The organism is Amycolatopsis echigonensis, assembly GCF_014174495.1.
Lineage (GTDB): Bacteria > Actinomycetota > Actinomycetes > Mycobacteriales > Pseudonocardiaceae > Amycolatopsis > Amycolatopsis echigonensis.
In genome coordinates this window covers 68,667-95,139 of sequence record NZ_JACJHR010000021.1, presented here as the reverse complement: position 1 = coordinate 95,139, position 26,473 = coordinate 68,667, and the positions used below count along the sequence as shown (strand labels likewise).

The window sequence follows — 26,473 nt, the reverse complement described above, 5'->3', positions numbered from 1 at the left end:
GACGAGCGGGCTGACCGGATCACGATAACAGAACACATGAAGATGTCTTCATGCGTTATGGGGTGAGTTATGCTGCACCGCATGGGACACGGGGTGCAGGGGCGCGACCGCCCGGCAGCGCGGCTCGACGCCGAGTCGGCCGCGCACGTCGCCACCACCCTGCAGGCGCTGGCCACCCCGAGCCGGTTGCTGATCCTGACCGAACTGCGGCACGAACCCCGGCCGGTCACCGCGCTCGCGGAGGCGATCGGCATGGAACAGTCCGCGGTGTCGCATCAGTTGCGGCTGCTGCGCAATCTCGGCCTGGTCACCGGCACCCGGACCGGCCGCAGCATTGTCTACAGCCTCTACGACAACCACGTCGCCCAGCTGCTGGACGAAGCCGTCTACCACAGCGAGCACTTGCGTCTCGGGTTGAGCGACGCTCCCCGCACCGCGGGCTGACCGTCCTCGGAACCCGGGGTGGTGCACCGAGTCCGCGGAAGCGCCCTGCCGGAACTCGACGCCGGTCCGCCGGGGCGGAGCCGCTGTGCCCCCGCCGATCGGTTCCGGCCGGCCGCGCGGGGAGGGACTCTGATTCCCCATGCCAGGAACTTGAGGTGAAGCTGTGGGTGCGGTTGAGGCGTGTCTGTCCTAGGTCGCAGAGCTGGCTGGACTCGGTGGCTCGGCAGAGGGAGGGCCAGCGCCCCAATGTGGCATTGGGTGCATGCGACGCACCCAATGTGGCATTGGGTGCGCGGCGGGAACGGTCAGAAGGGCATCAATCGGTCATTCCGGCGGCGTCGGCTTCTCTTGTGGACGGTCAGCAGGCCGTGTCGACGCGGCTTAAGTTCCTGGCATTGACTCTGAGTCCCTCAGGGTTCCCCTCGCGGACCTGCGAAAACAGTCATGCGGGCATCGATAGAGCATTTCGGCGATCCCGACGTCCTTTATGGACGGTCAGCGGGCCGAGGCCACGAAGGTTAAGTCCCTGGCATTGCGTGCCGGCCTGCCGGGAGACCGGCGAGGTCGGCAACGAGGCCGCTGAGCATGACGCCGCACCCGCCTCGCGCCGGGTCACCGCCGCGCTCGCACAGGCGACCCTCGAAACGGCTGCTGCGGCGCCTTGGCCCCGCCGCACTGCCGTCCACATCTCAGGAAGATCGAAAGGACCGGATCCCGCCTCGGGCAAGTTCGTACATCGGCAACCTGCTGCGGCGCTTGCGTCGCCGCGAGCCGAGGCGAAAGGCACATCGCGATGTTCGGTCGCTCGCCCGAGCTGCCGAAGAGTGCGGTCGGTCAGCGGGTACGTTGCCGCGGAAGAGTTTTGCCCCGTCCGGCGGGGTCGGCGATGGGCCGCACCTGATCCTCAGGCGTGCTTTCGGCCGAGATCATCCGGCAATGCGGAGCGCGGCAGAAGGCATCGATCTCGACCGGCGAGCCTGCCGGGCTGTCGACCCGGGATCAACCTTGGGGTGGAGGCGAGCGAGCGTGCTCGTTCGTACGGTTGCGCCATGGCACCGACGCAAGACAGCTTCCCGGCGCGAACCGTGGAGCTGGAAGACGGCAGGCGGCTCGCGTTCGAGGAGCGGGGCAACCGCGACGGATTCCCGGTGTTCCGGTTCCACGGCACGCCCGGGTCGAGGCGGGAACAGTTTCCCGGCGAAGAGGCGACTGCCGGACTCGGCGTCCGGCTGATCACCTTCGACCGGCCTGGCTATGGCCGCTCCGACCCGCGCCCGGGCCGGACGCTGCTCGACGTCGCGTGCGATGCCGCGCGGCTGGCCGATGCTCTCGGCGTAGACGCGTTCGCCGTGACCGGGATGTCCGGCGGTGCACCCTTCGCGCTCGCGACGGCATGGTCCTGTCCGGACCGAGTGACTGCGGTGGCGCTCACGTGCGGGATCGGACCGCTCGACCGGCCGGGCGCGTTCGAGGGGATGCACGCGCCGAACGCGCGCGAATTCTCGTGCGCGGCACAGGAACCGGAGCGATTGGAGAGCCTTCTCTCCGGCGGGAGCCTTGCGGCGGACTTGCCGGCGGACGAGGTGCGGGCATTCGGCGGGATCGACGGGCTCGGCGAAGCCCTGGCACCGGGCTTGGCCGAGGCTGCCCGGCAGGGCTGGGCCGGAGTGATTGCGGACGACCTGGCATTCGTGCGGCCGTGGGGATTCGACCTGGCCGCGATCGCCGTCCCGGTGTCGTTGTGGCACGGCGACCGCGATTCGCTGGTCCCGTTCCACCACGCCGAACATCTCGCGGCTCGGATCCCTGGCGCGGCGCTGCACCGCTGCCGCGGCGAAGGGCACCTCGCGATGTTCGGCCGCCAGGAGGAAGCCCTGGCGAGCCTGCTCCCGCAGCGGATTCGGTGAGGTGGAGGCGCTTCCGCCGCATCGGAGCGACTCCGCGAGGCCGGCCGAGTTCATCCGGCAGCGTGGAGCACGCGGCAGAAGGCGTCGATCTCCTCGACGGTGTTGTAGTAGTGCAGCGAGGCGCGCACGACCTCGGCCAGGCCGCGATGCTCCATGTCCCAGCGAGTCGACGGTGCGCGGGACACGCTCACGTTGATCGAGTGTTGTGCCAGCGCCGTTTTCACCGCGTCGCCGGTCATGGCGTCGACGGTGAAGGAGACGATTCCGCACTGCTCGGCGCCGACGTCGCGCACGCGGACACCCGGCAGTTCGTCCAGTCGGGGGCGAAGGTCGGCGGCAAGCCGGCTGACGCGCTCCCAGATGGCGTCGAGATCCCAGCCGAGCGCGTAGTCGACCGCAGCGCCGAAGCCGATTTTCGCCGCGACGTTGAATTCCCAGGATTCGAACCGGCGTGCGTCCTCGCGCATCTCGTAGCGGTCGCGCGCTACCCACTTGGCGGCGTGCAGGTCCAGCATGGGCGGTGTCAGCTCGGCCAGCCGTTCGCGGCGGACGTAGAGGATCCCGGTCCCGCGCGGCCCGCGCAGGTACTTGCGCCCGGTCAGCGACAGCAGGTCGCAGCCGATCGCGTCGACGTCGAGCGGGATCTGGCCGGCCGACTGGCAGGCGTCGAGCAGGAACAGCACGCCGGCCTCGCGGGCCGCGCGGCCGACTTCCGCCGCCGGGTTGACCAGGCCGCCGTTGGTGGGCACGTGGGTCAGCGAGACCAGCCGGACCCGGTCGTCGAGCATCTCGCGCAGCCGCGGCACCGAAATCTGGCCGGATTCGTCGTTGGGCACTACCGCCACCTCGATGCCGTGGCGCTCGGCGGCCTGCAGGTAGGCGATGAAGTTGCTCGCGTACTCGGCTTCGCTGGTGAGGACGCGGTCGCCGGGCCGGAACGGAATCGCGAAGAACGCCAAGTCCCAGGCCCGGGTGGCGCTGTCGAGGAACGCGATCTCGTCCGGTGCGCAGCCGAGCAGGCGCGCCGCCGACGGGTAGACGCCTTCCAGGGCGTCGTTCGCGGCGGCAGCGGCCTCGTATCCGCCGATGCTCGCTTCGAGATTGAGATGCCCGATGACGCTGTCCAGCACCGGACGCGGCATCAAGGCGGCTCCGGCGTTGTTGAAGTGCACGACCGTCTCGCAGCCGGGCGTTTCCTTGCGTGCGGTGTCGACGTCGAACGGGGTCATACCGCCTCCTCGCCGCGTCGGGGGAGGGGCGCGGCTGCCGTCGCGCCCGTGTGATCCACCAGTCGCAGGAACGAGCGTGCCCGTTCCTGGGTCGGCCGGGTGAAGAAGGCTTCCGGCGCCGCTTCTTCGACGATGACGCCGCCGTCCATGAACACGATGCGGTCGGCGATTTCGCGGGCGAAGTGGGTCTCGTGCGTGACGATCACCATGGTCATGCCTTCTCCGGCCAGCTCCCTGATGACTTCCAGCACCTCGGCGTGCAGTTCGGGGTCCAGTGCCGAGGTGGGTTCGTCGAAGAGCACTGCCCGCGGTTCCATCGCCAGCGCCCGGGCGATGGCGACTCGCTGCTTCTGACCGCCCGAGAGGCGGGATGGGTATTCGTCGCGTTTTCCGGACAGCCCGACCCTGTCCAGCAGCCGCTCGCCGAGGGCGATCGCCTCGGACATCGGCAGCTGACGGACCTGGCGCGGCCCCTCGATGACGTTGCCCAGGGCGGTCATGTGCGGGAACAGGTTGAACTGCTGGAAGACCATGCCGGTTCGCCGGCGGGCTTGCCGCGCCAGCCGCCGTCCGGCGCGGTCGCGCGGCGAACCGCAGTCGAAAGCGCAGTCGCAGACGCGCAGATGCCCGGAATCGGGCTCCTCCAACAGGTTCATGCACCGCACCAGGGTCGTCTTGCCCGATCCGGACGGTCCCATGAGGACCACGACCTCGCCGGCCCGGACGGTCAGGTCCACGCCGCGGAGCACCTCGAGGTCGGCGAAGCGCTTGTGGATGCCGCGAAGTTCGATCATCGGCTGGGTCATCTTCAGTACGCCCTTCCCATCCGCTTTTCGAGCACGCTCTGCCCGAGCGACAGCAACGTGTTGATCAGCCAGTACATCAGCCCGGCGAGCAGGAATGCCTCCATGTAACGGAAACTGGCGTTTCCCACGCTTTCCGCGACCCGGGTCAGCTCGACCACGGTCACCACCGACGCCAGCGAGGTGTCCTTCATGAGTGCGATGAAGCGGCTGCCGACCGCCGGCGTCGCGATCCGGATCGCCTGCGGGAACACGATCCTGCGGAAAGTGCGCCAGTACGGCATGCCGATCGAGGAGGCGGCTTCCCACTGTCCTTTGTCGACACCGAGGATTCCGCCGCGGAAGTTCTCGCTGAGGTAGGCGGCGGAGAACAGCGTCAGAGCCAGGATCGCTGACGGGATCGGCTCCAGCTGGACGCCCAGCTGCGGCAGTCCGAAGTAGAGCACCATGATCTGGATCAGCAGCGGGGTGCCGCGGAACACCGAGACGTAGCCGATCGCGACGGCCCGCAGCACCCGGATCGACGAGATCCGCGCCAGTGCGATCAGCGCACCGAGCGCCGAGCCGAGGGCGAACGACACCACGCCGAGCAGCACGGTGACGCCGAGTCCTTTGGCCAGCATGGGAAACGCGTTGGCGAGCAGGTCCATGACGTCCTCCCTAGTTCGCCGGCGCGGTCTTGAGTTCGGCCGCCATGTCCAGGCCGCCGAGCCACTGCTTCGAGATGCGGGTCAGGGTGCCGTCGGCGATCATCGCGGCGATCGCCTTGTCGGCTTCCTGTTTGAGCGCGGGCGAATCCTTGCGGAAGGACATGCCGTTGACCTCGCTCTCCAGCAGCGGTCCCACCGGCTTCACGGCGAGGCCGTTCTTGCTGGCCAGGTAACTGCCCTGGAAGCGTGAAACCAGCATCGCGTCGGCGTTCCCGCGGGAAAGATCGGTCAGGCCGAGTGTCGCGTTCTCGTACGTTTTCACCTGCACGTCCGGGATCTTGTCCTGTGCGAAGCTTTGCTGCGTCGTGCCTGCCGACACCGCGACCGTCTTGCCCTTGAGGTCGGTCAGCGAGGCGATCTTCGGATTCGACGCCTGAACGAAGACCGAGATTCCGTTCACCTCGTAGGGCCGGGAGAAGTCGACCTGTTGCTTGCGGGCCGCGGTGATGGTCTGGCCGGAGATCACCATGTCGTACCGGCCCGCCTTGATGCCTTCGATGAACGTCTGGAAACTCGCCTGGACGAATTCGACCTTCCCGACGCCCATCCGGCGCGCCAGTTCGTTGGCGACATCCACGTCGTAGCCGATCGGAGTGCCCGACGGGCCAACGAAATTCCACGGTGGATTCGCTTGTGTCAGCGCGACGCGCAAGGTGCCGCTGTCGCGCACCTTCTGCAGCACGTCTCCGGAGGCTGCGCTCGAACAACCGAGCACCGTCCCGGCCGAGACGATCAGAACCGAGGACAGGACGACCCTTCGCGACAGCTGCATCCGTACCTTGCGCATGGCGGCTCCCTTGGGGACAGAGGAATCTGGCGGCCATCGGACACCCGTCGCGGCAGCCGCTTCGGTCGTGATGCGCATCACTCGAACGAGTGGACTGTATGCCCCCCTAGGGTATGGGTCAACGGGGGTTCACCCGGCTGTCGGACTGGAAACCGAACCGTAACGACCTGAGCGTAAGGTCGCGGCGGGCGAGCCGAGGGCCGTCAACCTACTGCCGGCTGCCTGCGCGAACAAGGCGACGACGCGTGCGCGCGCTTCCTCGCTCCTAACTCAAGTAGTAGATTGACGGTCTGTCCGGAGTGGAAGGTGGACGCTCATGCCGGAGCAGCAAGCGGTGCGGCCGACGCTGATGACCCGGCTCGCGGCTGTGCTGCGGGGAGAGGTCTCGGCCGAGACGGTGGAGGCGTACCGGCGAGCCGGTGCGGGCGCGTACGAGGACTTGCTGACGGCGGAGAAACTCCGGGACCGCCTTGCCGGCCGCGGGGCCACGCTGTGGCAAGCGCGCCCAGGCGAGCTGAGCCAGCTGCTGTGCACCTGGAACGCATTCGCCTTGCAGACCCTCGGCGACCAGTTCGTCGAGGCGGACTACACGGCGGTTCCCCGGACCGTCGGATACCTTCCGCCGGTGACGGCGGAGCAGGCGGCCGCGTTCCTCGGCGAGGTCGAGCAGTGGTCGTCGCGCGCACGACGGGCCGCGCGCGACCCCGGTTTCGACGTCGCCGCCGAGGTGAGCCTGCCCGCCTCGCTTCCCGCCTGGGTCGAGGCCGAACCGTGTCCGCGTGCGCATCTGGCCGCCATGCTCGCCGCGGTGCGGACGATGCGCGACCATGTTCAGGCAGCGCAGGCCGACTTCGCCCGCACCGGAATCCCCGCGGGCAAGAACGCCCTCGCGGCCACCGTCGACGGGATGGTGGCGGAAGCCGAGGGCACTGCGTCCTACGCGGAGTCGCTGTGGTCCCCGAACGCTGACGCGGCCGTTCATCAGCGGGTCGAGAACTCGGTCAAGTGCGCGATCGAGCGCTACTACCTCATCGGGCAGCTGCTCGCGATGCCGGCTCTGCTGGATCGCCCCGACGTCCAGGTCGCGATGGTGTCGGGACCGGCCTTGCCGGTTCCCGGACAGGCGGGCTTCGACCCGTGGTGCCTCACCGACCCGGCAAGCCGGGCGAGCTGGAAGCGCGACCCGGCCGCGCGCCGGGCAATCGATCACCTGTGGCGCTGCGACCCGGACCCCGCGGCGACGCTGACGATCCAGGCGCAGATCGATGCGGCGCTGCGGGCGGAGGCGATCGCGGCCGGGACCACGGCCAGCGGCGCGGCGATCGGCAACTACTACTGCTGCCCCTGGTCGGCGATCTACCTCGTGCGCGCCCCGGTCGTGATCGCCGGCCGCCGGCTGCGTCCGGGGGACCAGTTCACGCTGGACGTTTCGGCGGAGGAGATCGCCGAGGGCGGCCCGTTCAAGCGGGCGCTGCTCGTGGGGCCGTTCCATCCCACGAACGACATCGACTACTGCGATCCGGCGTCGGGCGGCCGCCATGGCTAGGCGCGGCGCGACGTGTCGGCGGGGCGGTCTCCGGGCAGCCGCGGCTGGCGGAATCCTGGCGCTCGGCGCGGCCGGATGCGGCGGGAGCGGTGCCGGATCGCCCGGCAGCCCAGCTTCGCCGGCTCGGTCGTCGAGCGCTGCGCCGCCGGGGACGCGGGTCGCGGTGGAGCTGACCGAGTTCGCGATCCGGCTGCCGCAGCGAACGTGGGCACCCGGCACCTACACCTTCGTCGCGAGCAACAGCGGAACGACAGTCCACGCGCTGGAACTCGCCGGACCCGGCGGTGCCGATCAGAAGACCGGCACCTTGCGCGGCGGCGAGTCGGGGAGCTTCACCGTCACGCTCCAGCCAGGGCGCTATGAGCTTTCCTGCCCGGTCGGCAACCACAAGGAACTCGGCATGGACACGACGATCGAGGTGGGCTCCGCCGCACCCGGTACGTCGCCCGCTCAGCCCAGCGGCGGCGGCGACTGAACAGCGGGGGCAGGCCTGCCCGCAGGACTGTGGTGGGAGAATGATCCCCAGCTGGCCGAACGGTTCAGGCGGCAGTGATTTTCGGCAGCGCTGCTCTCCTTCGCGCGCCGGACAGCCGATCACAGCAGGAGATCGCGTTCGTGTTTTCAGTCCGCCGGTCTGTGCTCCGGACGGTCCGGGCGCAAGCCCCGGAGGAGGTCGACGACGGGCCCCAGCTCGTCGGTCTCGCGGCGGCACGCGATGCAGACTCGCAAGTGCCGCCGGAATCGCTCGTGCTCCGCGGGTCTCAGATTCTTCAGGAGATATGCGGCTGCTTCGTCGGTCATCGGGCAGGAGAGCGGCATCGCGCCTCCTCTCCGGCTCGGGAACTCAATTAGTACTAACCTATATAGTAATATGACTCCATGCGACGTCATCAGCGCGGTCCAGGCGCCGTTTCGCGGTGGGGCCGGCGCGGCGGAGACTGGGGGTGCGGCCGGATCGGCCGGGTTCCGGTCCGGATGAGCCCGTGGATGGCGCTGCTGGCCGCGTTGATGGTCTACGTGTTCGCACCGTGGGTAGGGAGGTGGGCGCCCGGCCTCGGGATCGCGCGGTACGCGGTGGCGTTGGTGTTTCCAGCGGTGCTGGTGTTGTCCGTGCTGGTGCACGAGTTCGGCCATGTGGCGGCGGGGCGGGCGCTCGGGATGCCGGCGAAGCGAATCACGATCGACCTGCTGGGCGGTGCGACCGAATTCGACCGGGACCCGCGCACGCCCGGAGGCGAGGCGCTGCTGGCGGCCGGCGGGCCCGCGGCGTCGGTTCTGGTGGCGGGTCTGGCCGCCCTGGCTGAAGATCTGGTGCCGCTGACGGGTCTGGCGGAGGTGCTCACCCATGTCTTCGCTGTTCTCAACGTGGCGTTGGCCCTGTTCAACCTGCTGCCGGGGCTGCCGCTGGACGGCGGGCACCTCCTGCGAGCCGGTGCGTGGCGGGTCTTCGGAGACCGCCGGCGCGCGACGAGGATCGCCGGCTGGTTCGGGCGTCTGCTCGCGGTGCTGATCGTCGTGGTTCCGCTCGTGCGGCTCCTGGGCGGTGCCTCGACGGGGATCATGTTCGCCGCCGTCTTCGTCTTCGCCGGGGTGATGATCTGGGCAGGCGCGTCGGAGGCGCTGAGCGAAGCCGTCCTCCCGGTGCCGGATGCCGGCAGCCTGTGCCGGCCGGTCCTTCCGGTCGCCGAGCATCTGTCCGTTGCCGAGTCGCTGATGGTGGCCGAGCAGTACGGCGTGCGGGAGCTGGTGGTCCTCGACGTCGAGGACCGGGCCTGGGGAGTCGTGAGCCGGTCGGCGCTGCTTGCGGTGCCGCCGGCGCAGCGCCCGGCCGTGCCTGTCGTGGCTGTTGCCCGGACGGTCGGAGAGGACGCGATCGTCCCGGCTGGTCTCCGCGGACGGGAACTCGCCGAACGCGTGCGCAGCGGTGCCGAGCTTGTGGTCGTCGATCGGGCCGGTGTACCGAAGGGCCTGCTCGCGGAGGGTGATCTGGATCCGCGGGCGGCTCGCTCCTGAGGCCGGACGGGTCGTTCGTTGAGCAGTCTGCGTCTCGTCAGCCGGCTATGCGGGGAACTCGCCCGTGGCGGCGAAGTCCAGTCGCTTGGCGACGGAGACGGCCTGGTCGGCGAAGCGTTCGTGGAAGCGGGCCAGCAGTGCCAGGCTGGTGGCCGTGCGCACCCCGTACGGCCAGCCGGGGCCGGTGATCGTGGTGAGCACCCGGGAATGCAGGGCATCGACAGCGTGGTCGGTCTCGTCGAGTTCGGCGAAGCCGTCGACGCCCGGCTGGCCGATCAGTTCGCCCAGCCGGTCGGCCATGCCGGCGGCGATCTCGCCCAGCCGGGCGAACGTGTCCTCAAGGTCGGCGGGCACGGCGTGGTCGGGATGGCTGAAGCGTGCGGTGTCGGCGATGTGGGCAGCCAGGTCGCCCATGCGCTCGATCTTCTCCGCCGAGTAGACCGCGGCGAGGATGCTTCGCAGGTCGCTGGCGACCGGAGCCTGCAACGCCAGCAGACTCTGCGCGTGATCCTCGCAGCCGCCGCGAGCCTGATCCAGCGCGGCGTCTCCGGCGATCACCCGCTCGGCCAGGTCGAGGTCGGCCATCAGCAACGCCCGGCTCGCCTGCCGCATCGCCTGAGCGGCCATCGCGCACATCGCGACCAGCTGCTCGCGCAGCTGGACCAGCTCGCCGTGGAAGGTCACCCGCATGAACAACGAGCCTAACGCTGTACCTGGACCTCGGCATCCGCACACTGGCACCCTTCCGGATCCGGCGAGCACGTCCGGCGACATCGCCGCCCGGCGAGCACGCCCAGCCCTTCGCCCGGTGCCGAGCATTCCGGCCACGGCAGGCGCTGGGCGGGTAGCGCTTTCGCGCTGTACGCCTGGACGTCACGGCAGAACTGCGGCACCAAACGCGGGCAGGATCCGCCCCCTCCGCGGAAGTGACGTTTCCGCGGGCATGTTCGGCCGCCGAGTTCCTGGTGCGGCTGGGCGGCGTTCGATCAGTTCGGCGGAGGCTGCGCGTTCATCGTGGTCTCGCTCGCTGGGTTGCTGGTCCGCGTGCGGGATTTCGGCGTCAGGAGCGCAGGACGTCCATGAGGACGTCTTCGGCATGGAGATAGCGCAGCGAGTCGACCCACAGCCGGTAATAGCCGGGGCGACCGCGGACGGCCGCGGTGTAGGCGGCGATGTCGGCTTCGGTGAGGGCGAGCAGTGCTTCGGGGAGTTCCTCGGCGGTGAGGTCGGCGATCTCCGCCCAGGCCTGCGCGGAGATTCCGTTGCCGAAGCCGTGTGGCGGCAGCCAGAACATCGGACCCCGGCCGGCGTAGCCGGGGTCGGGGGTGTGCGGGGCGCTCATGGCGTGTCCTGGTCGTCGAATTCGGCGGGGGCGAGGCCGAGGCAGGCATCGCCGCGGAGGAAGGGGATCGCGCGGGGCCAGGACGTTTCGGCTGGGGTCGCTGGTTCGTGGCGGGTGTGCCAGGCGTGTTTGCGCTGGGTTTCCTCAAGCTCCCAGCCCAGCAGCGTCAGGCGGCTGCGCAGGACGTCTTTGGCGAGGTCCGATGCGGCGAGTGCGGCATGGTCACGGCACAGTCCGTGGCCGCGGGTCCAGCGTTCGCGGACGGTGTGGTGCAGGGAGGCCGCGTCGAGCAGTGCGAGTTCGCGACGTTCGGCGAGGTCGCCCGCGGCGCAGGCAGTACACGAGGGTTGGTTGTCACGGAAGTTCCGGAGGGCCTCGGCGACGAATCGTTCCGGACGTCGAAATGCGGCAGCGGCCCTGTCCCGGCGACGTTCGAGCAGGTGCGGCCAGGCTGCGCGAAGGCGGGCGAAAAACCCGGGGAGCGGCGAAGCGTCGAGGCGGTCGGCGAGCTGGGCAAGGCGGGCGTGTTCGGCCTGGTGCATCGTCGCCCAGATCGTGCAGGCGCTGTCGTGGTCGAGAAGGGTGGCGTCTGCGAGGTGCGTCGGGCAAAGCCAGGGCTCGCCGGGGTCGAGGCGGGCGACGTCTTGGCCGAGAAGCCAGGTGGCGTAACGCAGTTCGCCGCGGCTGCGGGCGCGGCATACGGGGCAGCAGGGAAGGTCGAGGGCGTGGGTTGCTCTGTCTGTTGTGGACTGTTCGGTGAGTCGTTTGTCGTCCTCGGCGAAGAGTTCGGCCGCGGCGGTGAGGTGCGGAGCCCGGATGAGGAGGTCGGGATCGGAGGGAGGCGTGTATGGCTGGTCCCGGGCGATGGCGGCGAGTGTGGTCGCGAACGGCCACGGAGCTGTGTTCAGGACGTCGAGCAGGTGGTGGGTGCACAGCCGGCGGATTCCGTTGATGACCTCGGGGTCGTCGAGCCATCGGACGAGGGCGCCGAGACGGCGGTCGACGGCGGCGGTCATTTTGTCGCAGGGATCGCAGTGGCAGCCGGTCACGCCGCCGAGAGCGGAGGCGATCAGATCTCCCAGGAGCGAGGGAAGGACCCGGATGCCTTCGGAGGTGGTGGTCAACAGACGCAGGTGGCGTGCGCAGAAGCCGCCAGCGGCCGCGATCCGGCGGCGGTAGCCGGGATCTCGGTGGGTTTCCATGACGTACCAGGTGTGCCAGTGGTGTTCGGCGGCGTCTTTGTCGCGGCACAGGAGGCAGCCGTCGTCGGCCAGGGCGCGAATGAGGCGGTGGCGTTCATCATCGTCTCGTGGGGTGTTCACGGCTCGCTCCGGAGACGTTCTGCCACTTGGTCGCGGAGAGCCTGCAGTCGCGCGGCGGGTGGGCCGACGCCGTCGAGTCGGCGGCGCATGGCTTCGCGGCGCGGGTCTTGGTTGAGGGAGAAGGCCAGCTGCACGGCGGTGCGCATGAGCCATTGGTGGTACTGCAGCAGCCGGCCGATTTCGTCTGCCAGCGGGGCGCGTTCGCGGTCCACGGGGATGCTGTTCAGTTCTTCGCGGAGCCGGTGGTAGGTGCTGACGAGTTCGCTGCCGGCGTGGCCGATGGCGCCGGGCACGTCACCAGCGGCGCCGCAGGCTCGTACGGCGGTCTCGGTCTCCGGTGCTACTGCCGCGGCGCGGTCGAGCACCGACGACAACCGCGCCAGCTGCTCTCTGGCGGAGAGCGCGGGGCGGCGGAAGCGGTGCAGGAAGCCGGGCACGGTTCATCCCAGGCGGACGGTGAACGCGGTTTCCGGGATGCCGTAAGGGAGTTCGGGCGCGTCGGCGGCGATCTCCAGCAGGCGGTTGTATTTCGCGACGCGTTCGCCGCGGGCCGGGGCACCGGCCTTGAGCTGTCCGCAGCCGGTGCCGACGGCGAGGTCGGCGATGAAGTCGTCGGTCGTTTCCCCGGATCGGTGCGAGATCATCTGGCCGTAGCGGTGTTCGCGGCAGATCTCGATCGCTTCGAGGGTTTCGGTGACGGTGCCGACCTGGTTGAGCTTGATCAAGGCGGCGTTGGCGACGCCGAGGCCGGCGCCGCGGGCGATGCGGGCCGGGTTGGTGACGAAGTTGTCGTCGCCGACCAGCTGGATGCGGTCGCCGAGTTCCGCGGTGAGTTCGCGCCACCCGGCGAGGTCGTCCTCGGCCATGCCGTCTTCGATGCTCCAGATCGGGAAGTCGCGCACCATTTCGACGTAGCGCTGCACGAGATCCGACGAGCTGTGCCGGCGGCCGTTGACCAGGTACGTGCCGTCGGCTTGGCGGAACTGCGACGCGGCCGGGTCCAGCGCGATGGCGATGCCGTCTTGGCCGGCCGGGTAGCCGGCGTCCTCGATCGCGCGGAGCAGCAGCTGCAGCGCGTCTTCGGGCCGGGTGACGTCCGGAGCGAAGCCGCCCTCGTCGCCGAGACCGACGGTGTATCCGCGTTCGGTCAGCAGCGCCTGGAGCGCGGCGTAGACCTCCGCGCCGGTGCGGATCGCCTCGGGCAGGCTGGCCGCGGCGAGCGGGGCGATCATGAATTCCTGGAAGTCGAGGCCGGTGCGGGCGTGCGCGCCGCCGTTGAGGACGTTGAAGTGCGGCACCGGCAGCCGCGGCCGCCCGCCCGGGACGTGCAGCCAGGACCACAGCGGAACCTTCTCGGCGTCCGCGAGCAGACGGGCGACCGCCATGGACACGCCGACGATCGCGTTCGCGCCGAGGCGGCTGCGGTCGGCAGTGCCGTCCAGCTCGACCATTGCCAGGTCGATCTCGGCGAGACCGGTCCAGTGGCGGGCGATCAGGAGGTGCCGCACCTCGGTGTTGACCGACTCGACGGCGCCGAGGACTCCCGCGCCGCCGTAGCGGGCCGGGTCGCCGTCGCGACGTTCGCAGGCTTCGTTCCGGCCGGTCGAGGCACCGGAAGGCACAGTCGCGGTGGCGTGCCGCGACCCGCTGGAGACGGCGACGGCCAGAGTGGGACGGCCGCGGGAGTCCAGGATTTCGCGGGCGCGGAGGTCGGTGATCTGCATGGTGGTCATGACGTTCTCCGTAAGGGTCGGGACGCGTGGTTTATTGCGGTGGGGCAAGGGGGCGCACGGCGAGCAGGTACGCCCCGCCGAGTGCGAGAACGCCTGCTGCGGCAAGCCAGGGCGAGCCGGTGGTCCACATGTCGCCGACGAGGGCTGCGGCGATGCCGGCGAGCCCGCCGAGCAGCAGGCGGCTGCGGTGGCGCAGCCAGCCTGGCAGGTCGGCATGGCCTGCGAGGGTGCGGCGGGCTTCGCCGGCGAGCAGGAACGTGAGGGCCAGGAACCCGGTTGCGCAGGCTGCGGGCGGCGACGGCGTCCCCACGGCAACGGCGAAGGCAGCGGTCACGACCGCGAGCGGGGCGGCCCATGAGCCCGGCCAGCGGGCGGTGACGAGGACGAACAGCAGCGTGACGGCTGCGCTGGCCACGACGACGGGCGAGACCTGGAGAGTGGAGGCGGCCATGGGGACGCCGGTGCCGAGCATAGGAATCGGTCCGCGGGCGAGTGTGTTCATCGGGTCCTCCCGATCAGCGGGCGAAGGCTGAGCGGTCCGAGGACGTCGTCGAGCTGCTGGCGCTCGTTCCACTGGACGACGGGGATCCCGAGGCCGGTCAGGCGGGTTTCGACCCGGCGTCGGTCGAGGCGCCACAGCCGTACTGCGAGGCGGTCGGTCTCGGCGTCTCGGCCGATGGGCGGTTCGGTGCGCAGCGTGTCGACCACGACGATCGCGCACCCCCTGCGGTGCAGGTCCTGCACGGCGTTGAGCGCGCGGTGGTCGAGCAGCGGCGAGAACACGATCACGGCGGCGCGTGGCGGCAGCGCGGGCCGCGGGATCCGGGAGAGGTCCGGCTCGACGACGGCATCGTCGAGACGGGCCTCGACCACAGTGTCGGCGACGCGGTAGAACTGCCGCGCGCTGGCATCCGGGCCGATCCAGCGCAGGATCCCGCCGAGCGCGACGACGCCGGCCCGGTCGCCCCGGTGCAGGGCCGTCCGCACGACGGCGGTCGCGCCGTGCACGCCGAGGTCCAATGTGGACCCGCCGGACTGCGGGACGGCGGAGAAGGTGTCGATCACAGCGATGATCTCGGCGGCCTGCTCGGCGAGCCGATCGGTGATGTACAGCTGTCCTCGCCGTGCGGTGGCGGTCCAGTTGACGTGGCGCAGCAGATCTCCCGGCTGGTAGGGCCGGACGGCGGCGAATTCGATGCCGCTGCCCCTGCGTCGTCCGATGTGGACTCCGGCGCGGTCGGGAAGATCAGCGGGGCGCGGCAGGCTGTCGAGCGTCGTGGTACGGGGGTAGGCGCGTATTTCGCCGGCGTCCGCGATCACCACGGCTTCGAGCAATCCTGAATGGGCGTAGGCGGCCACTCGCGGTTGTACGGACCAGCGCCCCCAACGGAGCAGTCGCAGCGCGAACGTGCGTCCGTCCTCAGTGGACGCAGCGATGCGAGGCGTGGGCAGCGACACGGAGATCTCGTCGGCCGCGCCGCGTGCGTGGACGTCGACGGTCAGCGGAACTGTGTCGTGTTCAAGGCAGCGGGGCTCCGGCAGCGCGGTATCGACGGTGAGCGACTCGGCGGGCGTCCGGCGTCGGCGGCCGACGGCGAGAGCGCCCAGCAGAGGTGCGGCGAACCCGATCAGGTCCGCCCGGCCGAGCAGCATCCCGGTCAGCATCGCGAGTCCGGCACAGGTCGCGAGTGTCACTGCGAGCGGGGTCGGATGCCAGTGCACCGGATACGCGCTCATGTCGGCCGCCCGGCGCGCGGGACGGGGACGTCGTCGAGAATCCGGGCGAGCACGTCTTCGCCGCGCACCTGACGGACCCACAGTTCGGGCCGCAGGCTGAGCCGGTGCGCCCAGCACGCGGGCACGAGATCCTTGACGTCTTCGGGCACGACATAGTCCCGGCCGGCCAGCAGCGCCTTCGCGCGGGCCAGCTGCACAAGCTCCAGGCAGGCCCGGGGGCTGGCGCCGACCACCACCTGGGTGTGCTCGCGGGTCGCCGCCGCGAGCCGCACGACGTAGGCCAGGACGTCCGGGTCGACCTCGGCCTGTTCCACCGATTCGCGCAGGGCGGTCAGCTCGCCGGAAGCCAGGATCTGGTGCAGCGCGGCCGGAGCGGAGCCGCGGTCGAGGCGGCGGCGGAGCATGTCCTGTTCGCGTTCGGCGGGCAGGTAGCCGATGCGGACGCGCAGGGCGAACCGGTCGAGCTGCGCTTCGGGCAAGGGATAGGTGCCCTCGTATTCGATCGGGTTGTCGGTGGCGAGCACGACGAACGGGTCCGGCAGCGGGTGCGTGCGCCCGTCGACGGTGACCTGCCCTTCGGCCATCGCTTCCAGCAGCGCGGCCTGGGTTTTCGGCGGGGTGCGGTTGATTTCGTCGGCAAGCAGCAGGTTGGCGAACACCGGCCCGGGCCGGAACACCAGCCGCCGGTCGGCCTGGTCGTAGACGACGGCGCCGGTGACGTCGGAGGGCAACAGGTCCGGGGTGAACTGGATGCGGGCGAAGCCGAGGCCGAGCACGGTCGCGAACGATCGGGCGATCAGTGTCTTGCCGAGGCCGGGCAGGTCTTCGATGAGCACGTGCCCGCGCGCGAGCGCGCCGAGCAGGATCAGCTCCAGGACGGCGCGTTTGCCGACGACGGCGCGTTCGACCTCGTCCAGGACGGCGGTCGAGCGGGCTCCGGTCATGGCGGCGTCGGTGAGCGTCATCGGAGGGCCTCCAAGCGGTCGAGGATCGCGGCGAGGGTCTGGTGCGACGGTCCTGGGGCGTCGCGGTCGCCGGACCGCGCGCGGCTCGGGTCGACCAGCGGCCAGAGGTCTTCGCCGAGGAGGCGCCTTCCGTCCGGGTCCGGTCCCAGCAGGCGCACGAGGACCGGGCGCAGGTCGCAGTCCCAGGCGTGCCGGGAGGTGCCGGACCAGGCCACGGCGGCGGCGAGCTTGGCATAGCCGGGGAAGTCCGGCCGCCGAGCCTCGCGGGCCGGTGCGGCCGCGGTCTGCGAGGGGCGCAGAGCTGCCCGGACGTTGACTATCGCCAGCACGGTGATCAGCACTGCGGTGACGAAGAGGCCTGCGACCGAGGCGATCGCATAGCCGACGGCGAGCAGGACCGCCGCGGCGACGCTGAACAGGACGGTGATCATGGTCGCCTGCCGAGGTCGTGGAGGAGTTCGTCCAGGGCCTGGCGCGCGGTGTCCTGGTGCGCGCCGGTGATCGGGTGGCTGCTGAAGCGTGCTTCGGCGAACACGTCGACCAGCCGCTGTGCCGGTCCTGCGCGCACGAGTCCGCCGTCTGCGGCGCGGGCGAGCACCGCCGACGGGGTGTCGGAGAGCCGGGGTGCCGCCGCGGACTGTGCGAGTGCGCGCTCCATCGCCGCGAACGACCGCAGGATCGCCCCTCGCGGCCCGCCGGTGACCGCCGCGACGATTTCGCCGCGGCCCGCTGCCGCAGCCTCCGCCAGACCACCTGACGCCTCGATCGGACGCGGCGCCCGGCGGTGCCATCGGAGAAGCAGCAGGAGCAGGGCTGCCAGCAGCACGACCGGCAACAGCCAGGACGGCCCGCCGCCGGGGGAAGCCACCGAGGGCGCGGCTGCTGGCGGAGGGGGCACGAACCGGACTGGAGGCTGCGTCGGCGGGGTGGCTCGCGACGCCACGACAGCCAGGACCACGAGCGGTGCGGCGACGACGGCCAGGGTGATCAGCACTGCCCACCGCCGGCCCCATTTCGTGCCCAGCGGCTCGTGGACGGCCTCGAAGTCGTCGTCCTCAGGCCTCCGGCGACGGCGCAGCGCCGCGAAGAACGCGAGCACCGGAAGAACCGCGGCGAGGACGAGGATCGAGGTGAGGACAGCCAGCGTCGTGCCCCCGACGTGCGCGAACGGCCCCGCGAACGACCAGCGGGCGTTTCCGCGGGCACGCACTCCGGCCACGCCGAGCGCCAGCAGGACGCCGACGGTGATCAGCGCGGTGGCTTCACCCCGGTGTCGCATTCGCACACCTCTCCCTGACGTGTTCGTCAGGGACCGTTAGCGGCGTGCCGCGGTTGTGGTGAGCCCCATCACCTGCCTGCGATTGTGCCACGGCCGGACGCCGGACGCGATCAGCCGGAGGGCTGGCTCGGGTATGCTCGGGTGAGGCGATGAAGCTCGCCGCAACCGCCGCCCCCGGCTGATGGCTTCTACCAGTGCCGAGCTGGTGTGGAAGCGGGTGGTGCGGCATGGCGCGTTCTCCGAGCGTCCTGTTCCCGGGTGGCGAAACCGTCGGCAGACCGGCCGAGCCCGCGTTCTTCGGCGATCTGAATCTCGGCCAGGCGGTGTCCGCGGTGACTGCCGGGCGGGCCGAGTACGACCTGGGCCTGTTCTTCTCCGCGCCGCTGCACGAGGCGCCTGCCGTCGAGTATCGGCACGAAGTGTTCCGCGACCTCCAGCGCGACGACGTGCGCGAGGTGGTCGAGGAGTTCGCCGAGCGGATGCGGCGCATGCGCGAGCGCCTGGCGCTGGCCGGAAAGATCCACTATCCCCGGCAGAAGCAGCGGTGGTTCCTCGACGCGGTGGATGTCTACTGTGGAGCGGTCGCGGCGCTGCGGGAAGGGCTGGACCGCGTCGAGATCCGGTCCCGCGGCCTGCGGTCGATCCACGAGCACGTCGCCGGATACCTTGCGGCGCAACCTTTTCACGCATTGCTTGCCGACACGCGTGATCTCCAGGAGCAGCTCGCGCGGATCAAGTACCGCGTGCACGTCCAGGGCGCGCGAGTCAAGGTCAGCCGGTTCGACGACGACGCGGACTACAGCAGCGAGGTCGAGAAGACGTTCGCGAAGTTCAAACAGGGCGCGGTGAAGGACTACTTCGTCCGGTTTTCCGAGCCGCCGGAGATGAACCACATCGAGGCGCAGGTTCTCGACTGCGCGGCCCGGCTGTACCCGGGCGCGTTCCGCGCTCTCGCGGACTACTGCGAACGGCATCGTGACTACCTGGCGGCCGCGATCGGCCGGTTCGATCGCGAGGTGCAGTTCTACCTCGCCTACCTGGCGCACATCCGGCGGCTGTCGGCGACCGGTCTGCGGTTCTGCTATCCGGAGATTTCGGCGACCTCGCACGACATTTACGCCGAGGACGCCTTCGACCTCGCTCTCGCCACCAAGCTCGTCCCGGACAGCCCGTTGGTGTGCAACGACTTCCGACTGTCGGGTGCCGAACGGGTGCTGGTGGTGACCGGGCCGAACCAGGGCGGCAAGACGACGTTCGCGCGCATGTTCGGCCAGCTCGCGCACCTGGCCGCGCTCGGATGCCCGGTGCCCGCGGCGCGAGCCAGGCTGTTCCTCCCGGACCGGGTGTTCACGCATTTCGAACGCGAGGAGAATCCGATCACCCTGCGCGGCAAGCTCGACGACGAGCTGGTGCGGATCCGGGACATCCTGCGCGACGCGACGAGCGACAGCGTGCTCGTGCTGAACGAGAGCTTCGCGTCCACCACCCTGCACGACGCCCGGTTCATCGGCACCGACGTGCTGCGCCGCATCATCGACTTGGGCGCGCTGACGGTGTATGTGACCTTTGTGGACGATCTCGCGTCGCTGGGCGAGGCGACGGTCAGCATGGTCGGCGGGGTCGTTCCGGACGATCCGGCCGAACGCACTTACCGGCTTGAACGGCGGGCGGCCGACGGGCTCGCTTACGCCGCGGCGATCGCCGAGAAATACGGACTAGCCTACGACACCCTGCGAAGGCGGATCGGGCGATGAAAGTCTTCCTGCTGCACCGAGACCAGGACGCCGATCTCGACGCCCCGCCGCCGCCGGACGACCTCGTCCAGGATCTGGAACTGGAGACCCTGTTCGACGCCATGGCCGCCGGCGACGACTTCCTGCGCGACCTCGTGCCCCGAATCATGTTCGCGAGCCTGACCGACCCGGACGCGATCCGGTATCGCCAGCAGGTTCTCGCCGACTGCGTCGCCCATCCCGGGGTCGTGCGCGACCTCTACGCCATCGCGGTCGACGCGCGCCAGGTCGAGCGGAAGGTGTGGTTCGGGATCCTTTCCCGCGACTCGCCCGAGCACATCCTGAACCGGTCGGTGAAAACGCTCGAATTCCTCGTGGACAACCTCAAACAGCTGCGGCAGCAAGCGATTGAGCGCGGCGGCGAATTTCGCTCGCCGGGATTCGCCCGGTTCTTCGCGATGCTGCGGGAGGAACTCGACGACGACTACTTCGCCGTGGCCGAGAACCACTTGGAGGAACTCGAATTCCCCCGCGGCGTGCTGATGAGCGCGGAGCTGGGACAGGGGAACCGCGGCGTGCGGTTCGGCCTGCACCGGATGCCGAAACGAAGCTGGATCGAGCGGATCACCACGAGCGCCCCGCCCAGCTACGGGTTCGTCGTGCCGGCGCGGGACGAGGCCGGTGCCCGGGCCCTCGGCGACCTGCAAGGGCGCGGGGTGAACGTCGTGGCCAACGCGCTGGCCCAATCGGCTGATCACGTGAAGAGCTTCTTCCGCGTGCTGCGCGCCGAACTCGCCTTCTGCCTCGGCTGCCTGAACCTGCACGAACGCCTGCGCGCGAAAGGGAAACCGGTCTGCTTTCCCGCTCCGGAACCGAGCGGAGAGCCGGTGCTGACCGCGCGCGGACTGTACGACGTGTGCCTCGCCCTGCGGTCCGATGAACAGGTGGTGGGCAACGACGTCGACGCCGACGGCAAGACGCTGGTCCTCGTCACCGGCGCGAACCAGGGCGGCAAATCCACGTTCCTGCGCAGCTGCGGCACCGCGCAGCTGATGCTGCAGGCCGGGATGTTCACGGCGGCGGAAGCCTTGCGGGCGAACACGTGCACGGGCCTGTTCACCCATTTCAAACGCGAGGAGGACGACACGATGACCCGGGGCAAGCTGGACGAGGAGCTGGCCCGGATGAGCGAGATCGCCGACCGGATCCGGCCCGGCGGCCTGCTGCTGTGCAACGAATCGTTCGCCTCCACCAACGAGGCCGAAGGATCCGAACTCGCTCGCCAGGTGGTCCGCGCGCTCACCGAAACAGGCGTCAAAGTCCTGTTCGTGACCCACCTCTACGACCTCGGCCACAGCCTGTGCGAGCAGCACCGCGACGACATGCTGTTCCTGCGCGCGGAGCGCGAGCGGACGTTCACCCTGACCGAAGGCGAACCGCTGCCGACCAGCTACGGCGCGGACTCCTATCGCCGCGTCTTCGCCGGTCACCGCTAGGCACCGCGCGTGCTCGGCTGCTACCGTGGATCAGTCCGTGGTGCTCGGCACCGCGACCGGCGATGGGGCTCGCCGTGATTCGCGCCGTCCGGCGCTGATGGCTTCTACCCGCGACCGCGTCCGCGCAGCATTCTGCCGGGCGACCGGACGAGGAGGAAGCCATGGGGCTGGACGCCAAACCCGTCAACCTGCGCTGCACCGGCCTGATCCTGCGCGACGCCCACGTCCTGCTGTGCCAGCGGATCACCGACTGGGTGCTGCCCGGCGGCACGCAACAGGACGGGGAGTCCGTCGGCGCGTGCGTGCGCCGCGAAGTGCGCGAGGAGACCGGTCTCGCGGTCACGCCGACGGGCGTCGCGTTCGTGCTGGAGGCAACGAATTCGCGTTACGGCCAGCACCTGGTCGAGATCGTGCTGCACGCCGAGACCGACGACCCGGACGCCGAGCCGCACGGGGTCGAGGACGGCCTGGTGCCGCGGTTCGTGCGGCTGGAACACGTGCTGTCGCTGGAGCTGCGGCCTCCGATCGGCGGGTATCTGCGCGGCTTCCATGCGGGTGGCGCGCAGCGGACTGCCGCCTACCTGGGCAACGTGTGGCGCCCGGCGCCGGCCGAGGCGAGGCGATCGTCGTGACTGCCGCGCTGGCGAACCTGGCCGACCTGGTCCGGCGGTATCTCCCGGTCGAACGGGCGCGAGTGGTGGACGACGCGGTGTCCCGTGCCTTGTCCGGGCAGGTCCGGGTGCTCGTGCTCGGCGAGGCCAAGCGCGGCAAGAGCACCTTGGTGAACACGCTGTTCGCCCGCGACTTGCTGCCGACCGGCGCACTGCCGGTGACGTCGGTCGCGACCACCGTCACCGTCGCGTCCACTGTGGATGCCGAGGTCCGCTACCGCGACGGCCGCAGCCGTCCGATCGGGCTGGACGAGGTCGCCGAGCTGGTCAGCGAACGCGGCAACCCCGGCAACGTCCGGCAGGTGGACACCGTGCGGATCTCAGCGCCGTCGGCCTGTCTCCCAGCAGGCACCGAAGTGGTCGACTCGCCCGGCACCGGATCTGTACATCAGGCCAACACCGAGGAAGCCGCGCGGGCGCGCGACAGCGTGGACCTCGCCGTGCTCGTGGTGGCCGCCGATCCGCCTGTCTCGCAGGCTGAGCTGACGCTGGCCGCAGAGGTGATGACGACCGCGGCGGCCGCGGCGGTGCTGGTCAACAAAACCGACCTGGTGCGGCCCGGCGATTTGGCCGAGATCGTCGCGTTCACCCGGGCCGCGGTCGCCGGACCGCTCGGCTCGGACGTCCCGGTGCTGCCGGTCTCGTTGCGCACCGGCGCGCCGACGGAATTGGTCGCGTGGCTCGGGGAACGGATCGCACGCTGCGGCGAAGCGGACGTCGTGTCCTCGACCGCGCGTGCGCTGCGCCGGGAAACGACCGCGGTACTGGACGGCCTGCGGATCGAGTACGAGCTGATCCGACGGTCCACTGAGGACAGTGCGGGTGCGGTGCGCGCCCTGCGGGCGATACTCGACAACGCCCGGGTCGCGGAAACGGCCGCCGTGGACCATCTGCACGGTGCGGCGCGGCGGGCGCGGGCAGACTTGGATGCCGCACACGAGCGTGCGGTCGGCGCGGCGCGTGCGGCCACGCGGGAAGTGCTGGGGGCCGCGTTGCCGGAACAGCCCGCGCGCCCCGAGACCGCAGCAGATCTCGTCCGGCACCGGATCGGCGACCTGGCGGCCGGGCGCTGCGCGGAGTGGTTCAACCGCTTGGGCGCGGAGTTGGAGACGGCCATGCACGCCGGCGCCCGGCAGGCGTTGTCCGGTCTGACTGCGGATCTCGCGCGGTCACGGCAGGCCGCGGCCGAGGTGCTCGGAATCCGGCTGGACGAGGTGCCGATGCCGGAAACCGCTGCCGCGCCACGGTTGCCGGTACTCGAACTCGGCCCGGAGGTCGTTTGGCGGGAACTGGTCACCACGGCACTCGCACACCGCCTGCCGGCAGCGATCCGCCGCAAGCGGTTGCACCGTCACCTGGTCGACTGGGCGGCGAATGCCGTGCCCCGGCCGTTCGGGCGCGCCCGCTCTGCGCTGCAGGACTGGTTGCAGGACAACGCATGCGGGACCGAACGCGCGCTCGCGGAGATCTGGCGGGCCCAGCTCGCCGCACTCGAACGCGGACTCGCCGAAGCCGCGCGCCGGGAGAGTGCCGGTCCGGACGTCCAGCTCGACGAACTCGGCGAGCAGATCAGCGTGCTCGACCAGGCCGTACGCGAGCTTGACACCACCGTCCTCAGCGCCGCGGCACGGTGAGCCGCCATGATCGGATGTGCGCGCTGGCGGCAGACGGAACTCCAGGTCCTGGAATGGGTCCACGGGCAGACACCGCGGTCCGCGGTGCGGTGCGCTCAGATGGTGACCACGCTCGGGGAGACTCCGGTCGCCTGGGCCGCGGTCGGCGCCTCGTGCCTCCTGACGCGATCCGGCGGGCGGGCCGCGCCGATCGTCACGCTCGCGGTCGCGGCTGCACTGCGACGCGGCCTGGCCGATCTGATCGACCGGCCGCGTCCGCCGGAACGGTTGTGGCGCACGGAATGGTCCGGCCCGAGTTTTCCTTCCAGGCACACGACTCTCGGCACGCTGGGTGCGGGTCTGGTCGCCGTGAACCTGTTGCGCCGGCCGGGAATCGTCGCGGTGCCGGTCGCGGCGGCCGTCGGGATCAGCCGGATCGTGCTCGGCGTGCACTGGCCCACCGACGTGCTGGCCGGCTGGGCATTCGCGGCGGCGGCACTGGCGCTCTCGGGCGGGAGGCGCCGGAATGGCCGGCGTTGAGCTGTGCCACGCCTTCGTGGAGTTCCCGATCTTCGACGCGAAGTCCCGCTCGCTGAAGAAACGCGTGCTCACCTCCGCCGGCGGGACGATCCGGACCGGGGCGAAAGTGCCGATCGTGACGGCGTTGCGGGACATCACCGTCTCGCTGGCCGAGGGCGACCGCGTCGGGCTGGTCGGGCACAACGGCGCGGGCAAGTCCACCCTGCTGCGGCTGGTGGCCGGGATCTACGAACCCACCCGCGGATCCGCGCGGCGCACCGGCCGGGTGGCGCCGGTGTTCGACCTCGGCCTCGGCATGGACCCGGAAATCTCCGGACTGGAGAACATCGTCGTGCGCGGCATGTTCCTCGGCATGACCCGCCGCCGGATGCGGGCCCGGATCGACGAGATCGCCGACTTCACCGAACTCGGCGACTACCTGCGGATGCCGCTGCGCACCTACTCCACCGGCATGCGGGTGCGGCTGGCGCTGGGCGTGGTGACGTCGATCGACCCGGAGATCCTGCTGCTGGACGAAGGCATCAGCGCGGTCGACGCGGACTTTCTCGAACGCGCCCGGGCACGGCTGCACGACCTGGTCGCGCGCTGCGGGCTGCTGGTGTTCGCCTCGCACACCGAGGAGTTCCTGCTCGACCTCTGCGATTCGGCGCTGTGGCTGGACTCCGGGCGCATCGTGCGAGCCGGCCCCGCGACAGACGTGGTGCGCGCCTACACGGGTAGCTCAGGCCGGGCGGACGCTGAACCCCAGCAGCGCCGGGCCGCCGACGATCCGATCGCCGCCGACCGTGTCCTTCAGCTTGTGCATCCCCGTGTCGTCGCCCCGGACCGGGAAACTCCGGGAGAAGTGCTGCACGAGGATCTGTGACCAGCCGATAGGAATCGGTCAGCTGACCGCCAGGAGCGGCCGGAGGCGTCCGGTGCGCAGGGTCTCGACATACCCGGAGGCCACCCGGCGCAGGACGACGCTGGCGGCGAGGGCGACGAGGAGACCGACGACGAACGAGCCGGCGACGTCGTGCGGGTAGTGCGCGCCGACGTAGACGCGGGAGGCTCCTTCCGCGAGGGCGAACAAGGCGGCGATGGCGCAGAGCCGGCGGCTGACCAGATACAGGGCCGCGACGGTGGCGGCGGCGACGGTGGAGTGGCCGCTGGGGAAGGCGTAGTCGTCGAGTGCGGGGCAGGCTTCGACGATGAAGGCGTTCGGCAGGGAACGGCAGGGCCGCAGTTCGGCGACGCCGGACTTGACGACCTCGGCGACGACGAAGGCGACCAGAACGCAGACGGGGGCGACGAGGGCGGCGGTCATCGTGGCCGCGTCCGCGCGCCGGGCCTGCCACCAGCCCACGATCATCAGCACGGCGAAGACCCCCAGTCCGTACTGGGTCCAGGCTTCGGCCGGAGCGTTGAGCCAGGCGGTGTGCCGCGCGAAGTCGGTCACCGAGGTGAACCACGAGCCGTCGACGGTCGAGCCGTCGAAGGCGAGCCGGAAGGGGGAACTGGGAGCCATGGCAGGTGGTCTTTCTGGGCAGTGGCGAGCGGTGGGCTGGTGCTTGCGACGGGGGGCGGACTCCTCCGTCTTCATCTACATGGTTGTAGATTCTCGTCATCGTAGCGGGATGGGGTCCGGGCGGTCGCCTGCCGGCAGGCGCGCGGCCTCGGCAGGCGGCATCGCTCCTGGTTGAGGTGCGAGATCGCGGCCGGCGACCGGTCCCGGACGATCGCCTGAGCGATGTCGATCATGCTCACGTGCTGCCGTCCTCGCAGGTCGCCGGTTCAGGGAAGCGGTCAGGCTAGCGTGCGGCGGCAGGGGCACCGATCTTGGGGATGCTAACTGTCGTTATTTTCCAGACCTAACTGTTGCCTTGCTTCCAGCCGCAGGTGAAGTGCCGGATGAGCGTCGCCGGGACCAAGGCGGTGAGCAGAGCGCCCACCACGATCGGCCCGGGGGAGCCCATGCCGATCCCGACGACCGTGATCACCAGCTCGGTGGCCAGCAGGGTGAGCAGACCCGCGGCGGCAGCGGCGAGCGTGGACAGGCGCACCGGGTGAAACGCAGCGAAGCGCCGGGCCAGCCGCGGGTTTTCCCGGACAAGCTCGTGCTCGATCTCGTCGAGCTGCTGTTGTTCGTGATCGCGCAGTGCCATGGCCGGCTACACGTCGTAGCAGAGGGGCGCAAAACCGCGGAGCATGACCAGAGTTGCCACCCGTGGCCTCCCTGCCTGTGTGATCGCAGCGATCGTCGGACCAGGCAGGGGCTGTTGGCGGCGCACGGCCGCGGTTGGGTCCGGCGAGCCCCACCGCCGGGCGCTGATGCGCGTGGCGGAGTCTACTGCGTTTCGACGGGCGGGAGAGTCGGCGGCGCGAAGCCGTACTCGCGGGCGTGCCGGGCGGACAACGCGGTGGCACAAGGCAGGCAGGCCAACTGCCGGATTTCGGTGAAGGCCAGGTCTGCGGAGCTGAAGCCGGTGGAGTGCGGGACGGAGTTGTGGCCGACGCGGACGCAGTCGCGGCAGACCGCGGCGCCGCAGGTGGTGCAGATTCCCACGGCGGGGCGCGTTTCATTGGCGAGAGAGCAGTCGAGGCAGTGCACGGGGTTGTCCTTT

At 70.4% G+C, this 26,473-nt stretch carries 28 protein-coding genes and 2 riboswitches; of the genes, 11 read left to right on the top strand and 17 right to left on the bottom strand.

Going from position 1 to position 26,473, the window contains the following annotated elements:
* The first annotated feature begins 81 nt into the window (after positions 1-81).
* Together H5411_RS17020 and H5411_RS17015 are read left to right on the top strand one after the other, a co-directional pair.
* Complete coding sequence (locus H5411_RS17020; RefSeq protein ID WP_101441101.1) at positions 82-444, top strand: ArsR/SmtB family transcription factor; 363 nt, start codon at positions 82-84, stop codon at positions 442-444.
* 1,049 nt (positions 445-1,493) lie between these two features.
* A complete protein-coding gene (locus H5411_RS17015) occupies positions 1,494-2,351 on the top strand; it encodes an alpha/beta fold hydrolase (protein ID WP_101437997.1) in 858 nt (285 codons plus the stop codon).
* A 50-nt stretch (positions 2,352-2,401) separates the two neighbouring features.
* Here the strand turns inward: H5411_RS17015 and H5411_RS17010 are convergent, their stop codons facing one another.
* The 4 genes from H5411_RS17010 to H5411_RS16995 are packed head-to-tail and all read right to left on the bottom strand — an operon-like array spanning position 2,402 to position 5,880.
* Complete coding sequence (locus tag H5411_RS17010; protein ID WP_101437998.1) at positions 2,402-3,580, bottom strand: aminotransferase class V-fold PLP-dependent enzyme; 1,179 nt, start codon at positions 3,578-3,580, stop codon at positions 2,402-2,404.
* A complete protein-coding gene (locus H5411_RS17005) occupies positions 3,577-4,386 on the bottom strand; it encodes an amino acid ABC transporter ATP-binding protein (RefSeq protein WP_051165932.1) in 810 nt (269 codons plus the stop codon). Before H5411_RS17005 ends, H5411_RS17010 begins: the two co-directional genes overlap by 4 nt.
* Before the next feature lie 2 nt (positions 4,387-4,388).
* Positions 4,389-5,033 (bottom strand): amino acid ABC transporter permease, encoded by a 645-nt coding sequence (locus H5411_RS17000; RefSeq protein ID WP_037359837.1) that lies wholly within the window; start codon positions 5,031-5,033, stop codon positions 4,389-4,391.
* 10 nt (positions 5,034-5,043) lie between these two features.
* A complete protein-coding gene (locus tag H5411_RS16995) occupies positions 5,044-5,880 on the bottom strand; it encodes a transporter substrate-binding domain-containing protein (RefSeq protein WP_235079085.1) in 837 nt (278 codons plus the stop codon).
* Positions 5,881-6,196: 316 nt separating this feature from the next.
* Here H5411_RS16995 and H5411_RS16990 point away from each other — a divergent pair, with 316 nt between their 5' ends.
* From H5411_RS16990 to H5411_RS16980, 3 genes are all read left to right on the top strand, one after another.
* Positions 6,197-7,426 carry a hypothetical protein gene (locus tag H5411_RS16990; RefSeq protein ID WP_051165933.1) on the top strand — a complete coding sequence of 410 codons (1,230 nt, stop codon included), beginning with the start codon at positions 6,197-6,199 and terminating at the stop codon, positions 7,424-7,426.
* 163 nt (positions 7,427-7,589) lie between these two features.
* Complete coding sequence (locus H5411_RS16985; protein ID WP_051165934.1) at positions 7,590-7,901, top strand: cupredoxin domain-containing protein; 312 nt, start codon at positions 7,590-7,592, stop codon at positions 7,899-7,901.
* Positions 7,902-8,305: 404 nt separating this feature from the next.
* Positions 8,306-9,439, top strand: a complete 1,134-nt coding sequence (locus H5411_RS16980) for a site-2 protease family protein (RefSeq protein WP_081655054.1) — start codon at positions 8,306-8,308, stop codon at positions 9,437-9,439.
* Positions 9,440-9,484: 45 nt separating this feature from the next.
* On the opposite strand, the gene H5411_RS16975 is transcribed toward H5411_RS16980, so the two are convergent.
* The 10 genes from H5411_RS16975 to H5411_RS16930 all read right to left on the bottom strand — a co-directional run bounded on the left by H5411_RS16975 (position 9,485) and on the right by H5411_RS16930 (position 17,817).
* Positions 9,485-10,129: a phosphate signaling complex PhoU family protein gene (locus H5411_RS16975; protein ID WP_037359841.1), complete on the bottom strand. Its 645-nt coding sequence runs from the start codon at positions 10,127-10,129 to the stop codon at positions 9,485-9,487.
* A gap of 370 nt (positions 10,130-10,499) precedes the next feature.
* A complete protein-coding gene (locus tag H5411_RS16970; RefSeq protein ID WP_037359843.1) occupies positions 10,500-10,781 on the bottom strand; it encodes a hypothetical protein in 282 nt (93 codons plus the stop codon).
* A complete protein-coding gene (locus H5411_RS16965) occupies positions 10,778-12,103 on the bottom strand; it encodes a hypothetical protein (protein WP_037359845.1) in 1,326 nt (441 codons plus the stop codon). The genes H5411_RS16970 and H5411_RS16965 overlap by 4 nt, the downstream gene beginning before the upstream one ends.
* A complete protein-coding gene (locus H5411_RS16960; RefSeq protein WP_037359848.1) occupies positions 12,100-12,540 on the bottom strand; it encodes a hypothetical protein in 441 nt (146 codons plus the stop codon). The genes H5411_RS16965 and H5411_RS16960 overlap by 4 nt, the downstream gene beginning before the upstream one ends.
* Before the next feature lie 3 nt (positions 12,541-12,543).
* A complete protein-coding gene (gene eno / locus H5411_RS16955; protein ID WP_200862802.1) occupies positions 12,544-13,836 on the bottom strand; it encodes a phosphopyruvate hydratase in 1,293 nt (430 codons plus the stop codon).
* 31 nt (positions 13,837-13,867) lie between these two features.
* Complete coding sequence (locus H5411_RS16950; protein ID WP_143271430.1) at positions 13,868-14,338, bottom strand: hypothetical protein; 471 nt, start codon at positions 14,336-14,338, stop codon at positions 13,868-13,870.
* The gene (locus tag H5411_RS16945) at positions 14,335-15,573 is read right to left on the bottom strand and encodes a DUF58 domain-containing protein (protein ID WP_051165935.1); all 1,239 of its coding nucleotides are present in this window, start codon (positions 15,571-15,573) and stop codon (positions 14,335-14,337) included. The genes H5411_RS16950 and H5411_RS16945 overlap by 4 nt, the downstream gene beginning before the upstream one ends.
* Positions 15,570-16,538 (bottom strand): AAA family ATPase, encoded by a 969-nt coding sequence (locus tag H5411_RS16940; RefSeq protein WP_037359852.1) that lies wholly within the window; start codon positions 16,536-16,538, stop codon positions 15,570-15,572. The genes H5411_RS16945 and H5411_RS16940 overlap by 4 nt, the downstream gene beginning before the upstream one ends.
* Positions 16,535-16,969 carry a hypothetical protein gene (locus H5411_RS16935; RefSeq protein WP_037359854.1) on the bottom strand — a complete coding sequence of 145 codons (435 nt, stop codon included), beginning with the start codon at positions 16,967-16,969 and terminating at the stop codon, positions 16,535-16,537. Before H5411_RS16935 ends, H5411_RS16940 begins: the two co-directional genes overlap by 4 nt.
* On the bottom strand, positions 16,966-17,817 hold the full coding sequence (locus tag H5411_RS16930; RefSeq protein WP_037359856.1) for a DUF4129 domain-containing protein: 852 nt from the start codon (positions 17,815-17,817) through the stop codon (positions 16,966-16,968). The genes H5411_RS16935 and H5411_RS16930 overlap by 4 nt, the downstream gene beginning before the upstream one ends.
* A gap of 136 nt (positions 17,818-17,953) precedes the next feature.
* Positions 17,954-18,015: riboswitch (Fluoride riboswitch) on the top strand.
* 29 nt (positions 18,016-18,044) lie between these two features.
* Between H5411_RS16930 and H5411_RS16925 the strand changes: the two genes are divergently transcribed.
* From H5411_RS16925 to wzt, 6 genes are all read left to right on the top strand, one after another.
* Complete coding sequence (locus H5411_RS16925) at positions 18,045-19,571, top strand: MutS-related protein (protein WP_037359858.1); 1,527 nt, start codon at positions 18,045-18,047, stop codon at positions 19,569-19,571.
* Positions 19,568-21,046, top strand: coding sequence for a MutS-related protein (locus H5411_RS16920; RefSeq protein WP_037359860.1), 1,479 nt, complete (start codon positions 19,568-19,570; stop codon positions 21,044-21,046). The genes H5411_RS16925 and H5411_RS16920 overlap by 4 nt, the downstream gene beginning before the upstream one ends.
* Positions 21,047-21,095: 49 nt before the next feature.
* A riboswitch (Fluoride riboswitch) is annotated at positions 21,096-21,160 on the top strand.
* A gap of 47 nt (positions 21,161-21,207) precedes the next feature.
* On the top strand, positions 21,208-21,678 hold the full coding sequence (locus H5411_RS16915) for an NUDIX hydrolase (RefSeq protein ID WP_037359862.1): 471 nt from the start codon (positions 21,208-21,210) through the stop codon (positions 21,676-21,678).
* Positions 21,675-23,351 carry a dynamin family protein gene (locus tag H5411_RS16910; RefSeq protein ID WP_158242504.1) on the top strand — a complete coding sequence of 559 codons (1,677 nt, stop codon included), beginning with the start codon at positions 21,675-21,677 and terminating at the stop codon, positions 23,349-23,351. The genes H5411_RS16915 and H5411_RS16910 overlap by 4 nt, the downstream gene beginning before the upstream one ends.
* A gap of 99 nt (positions 23,352-23,450) precedes the next feature.
* The gene (locus H5411_RS16905; protein ID WP_158242505.1) at positions 23,451-23,870 is read left to right on the top strand and encodes a phosphatase PAP2 family protein; all 420 of its coding nucleotides are present in this window, start codon (positions 23,451-23,453) and stop codon (positions 23,868-23,870) included.
* Positions 23,857-24,735 (top strand): galactan export ABC transporter ATP-binding subunit Wzt/RfbE, encoded by an 879-nt coding sequence (wzt, locus tag H5411_RS16900; protein ID WP_101438000.1) that lies wholly within the window; start codon positions 23,857-23,859, stop codon positions 24,733-24,735. The genes H5411_RS16905 and wzt overlap by 14 nt, the downstream gene beginning before the upstream one ends.
* Positions 24,736-24,753: 18 nt before the next feature.
* On the opposite strand, the gene H5411_RS16895 is transcribed toward wzt, so the two are convergent.
* The 3 genes from H5411_RS16895 to H5411_RS16885 all read right to left on the bottom strand — a co-directional run bounded on the left by H5411_RS16895 (position 24,754) and on the right by H5411_RS16885 (position 26,460).
* The gene (locus tag H5411_RS16895; RefSeq protein ID WP_101438001.1) at positions 24,754-25,377 is read right to left on the bottom strand and encodes a phosphatase PAP2 family protein; all 624 of its coding nucleotides are present in this window, start codon (positions 25,375-25,377) and stop codon (positions 24,754-24,756) included.
* 343 nt (positions 25,378-25,720) lie between these two features.
* The gene (locus tag H5411_RS16890) at positions 25,721-26,014 is read right to left on the bottom strand and encodes a DUF3040 domain-containing protein (RefSeq protein ID WP_101438002.1); all 294 of its coding nucleotides are present in this window, start codon (positions 26,012-26,014) and stop codon (positions 25,721-25,723) included.
* Positions 26,015-26,196: 182 nt separating this feature from the next.
* Positions 26,197-26,460, bottom strand: a complete 264-nt coding sequence (locus tag H5411_RS16885) for a DUF2180 family protein (RefSeq protein ID WP_158242506.1) — start codon at positions 26,458-26,460, stop codon at positions 26,197-26,199.
* Positions 26,461-26,473: the final 13 nt, after the last annotated feature.

Coding starts and splice junctions, on each gene's coding strand:
- H5411_RS17020 (WP_101441101.1), top strand. CDS start 82: ATGGGACACGGGGTGCAGGGGCGCGACCGCCCGGCAGCGCGGCTCGAC.
- H5411_RS17015 (WP_101437997.1), top strand. CDS start 1,494: ATGGCACCGACGCAAGACAGCTTCCCGGCGCGAACCGTGGAGCTGGAA.
- H5411_RS17010 (WP_101437998.1), bottom strand. CDS start 3,580: ATGACCCCGTTCGACGTCGACACCGCACGCAAGGAAACGCCCGGCTGC.
- H5411_RS17005 (WP_051165932.1), bottom strand. CDS start 4,386: ATGACCCAGCCGATGATCGAACTTCGCGGCATCCACAAGCGCTTCGCC.
- H5411_RS17000 (WP_037359837.1), bottom strand. CDS start 5,033: ATGGACCTGCTCGCCAACGCGTTTCCCATGCTGGCCAAAGGACTCGGC.
- H5411_RS16995 (WP_235079085.1), bottom strand. CDS start 5,880: ATGCGCAAGGTACGGATGCAGCTGTCGCGAAGGGTCGTCCTGTCCTCG.
- H5411_RS16990 (WP_051165933.1), top strand. CDS start 6,197: ATGCCGGAGCAGCAAGCGGTGCGGCCGACGCTGATGACCCGGCTCGCG.
- H5411_RS16980 (WP_081655054.1), top strand. CDS start 8,306: ATGCGACGTCATCAGCGCGGTCCAGGCGCCGTTTCGCGGTGGGGCCGG.
- H5411_RS16975 (WP_037359841.1), bottom strand. CDS start 10,129: ATGCGGGTGACCTTCCACGGCGAGCTGGTCCAGCTGCGCGAGCAGCTG.
- H5411_RS16970 (WP_037359843.1), bottom strand. CDS start 10,781: ATGAGCGCCCCGCACACCCCCGACCCCGGCTACGCCGGCCGGGGTCCG.
- eno (WP_200862802.1), bottom strand. CDS start 13,836: ATGACCACCATGCAGATCACCGACCTCCGCGCCCGCGAAATCCTGGAC.
- H5411_RS16950 (WP_143271430.1), bottom strand. CDS start 14,338: ATGAACACACTCGCCCGCGGACCGATTCCTATGCTCGGCACCGGCGTC.
- H5411_RS16945 (WP_051165935.1), bottom strand. CDS start 15,573: ATGAGCGCGTATCCGGTGCACTGGCATCCGACCCCGCTCGCAGTGACA.
- H5411_RS16940 (WP_037359852.1), bottom strand. CDS start 16,538: ATGACGCTCACCGACGCCGCCATGACCGGAGCCCGCTCGACCGCCGTC.
- H5411_RS16935 (WP_037359854.1), bottom strand. CDS start 16,969: ATGATCACCGTCCTGTTCAGCGTCGCCGCGGCGGTCCTGCTCGCCGTC.
- H5411_RS16930 (WP_037359856.1), bottom strand. CDS start 17,817: ATGCGACACCGGGGTGAAGCCACCGCGCTGATCACCGTCGGCGTCCTG.
- H5411_RS16925 (WP_037359858.1), top strand. CDS start 18,045: ATGGCGCGTTCTCCGAGCGTCCTGTTCCCGGGTGGCGAAACCGTCGGC.
- H5411_RS16920 (WP_037359860.1), top strand. CDS start 19,568: ATGAAAGTCTTCCTGCTGCACCGAGACCAGGACGCCGATCTCGACGCC.
- H5411_RS16915 (WP_037359862.1), top strand. CDS start 21,208: ATGGGGCTGGACGCCAAACCCGTCAACCTGCGCTGCACCGGCCTGATC.
- H5411_RS16905 (WP_158242505.1), top strand. CDS start 23,451: ATGGTGACCACGCTCGGGGAGACTCCGGTCGCCTGGGCCGCGGTCGGC.
- wzt (WP_101438000.1), top strand. CDS start 23,857: ATGGCCGGCGTTGAGCTGTGCCACGCCTTCGTGGAGTTCCCGATCTTC.
- H5411_RS16895 (WP_101438001.1), bottom strand. CDS start 25,377: ATGGCTCCCAGTTCCCCCTTCCGGCTCGCCTTCGACGGCTCGACCGTC.
- H5411_RS16890 (WP_101438002.1), bottom strand. CDS start 26,014: ATGGCACTGCGCGATCACGAACAACAGCAGCTCGACGAGATCGAGCAC.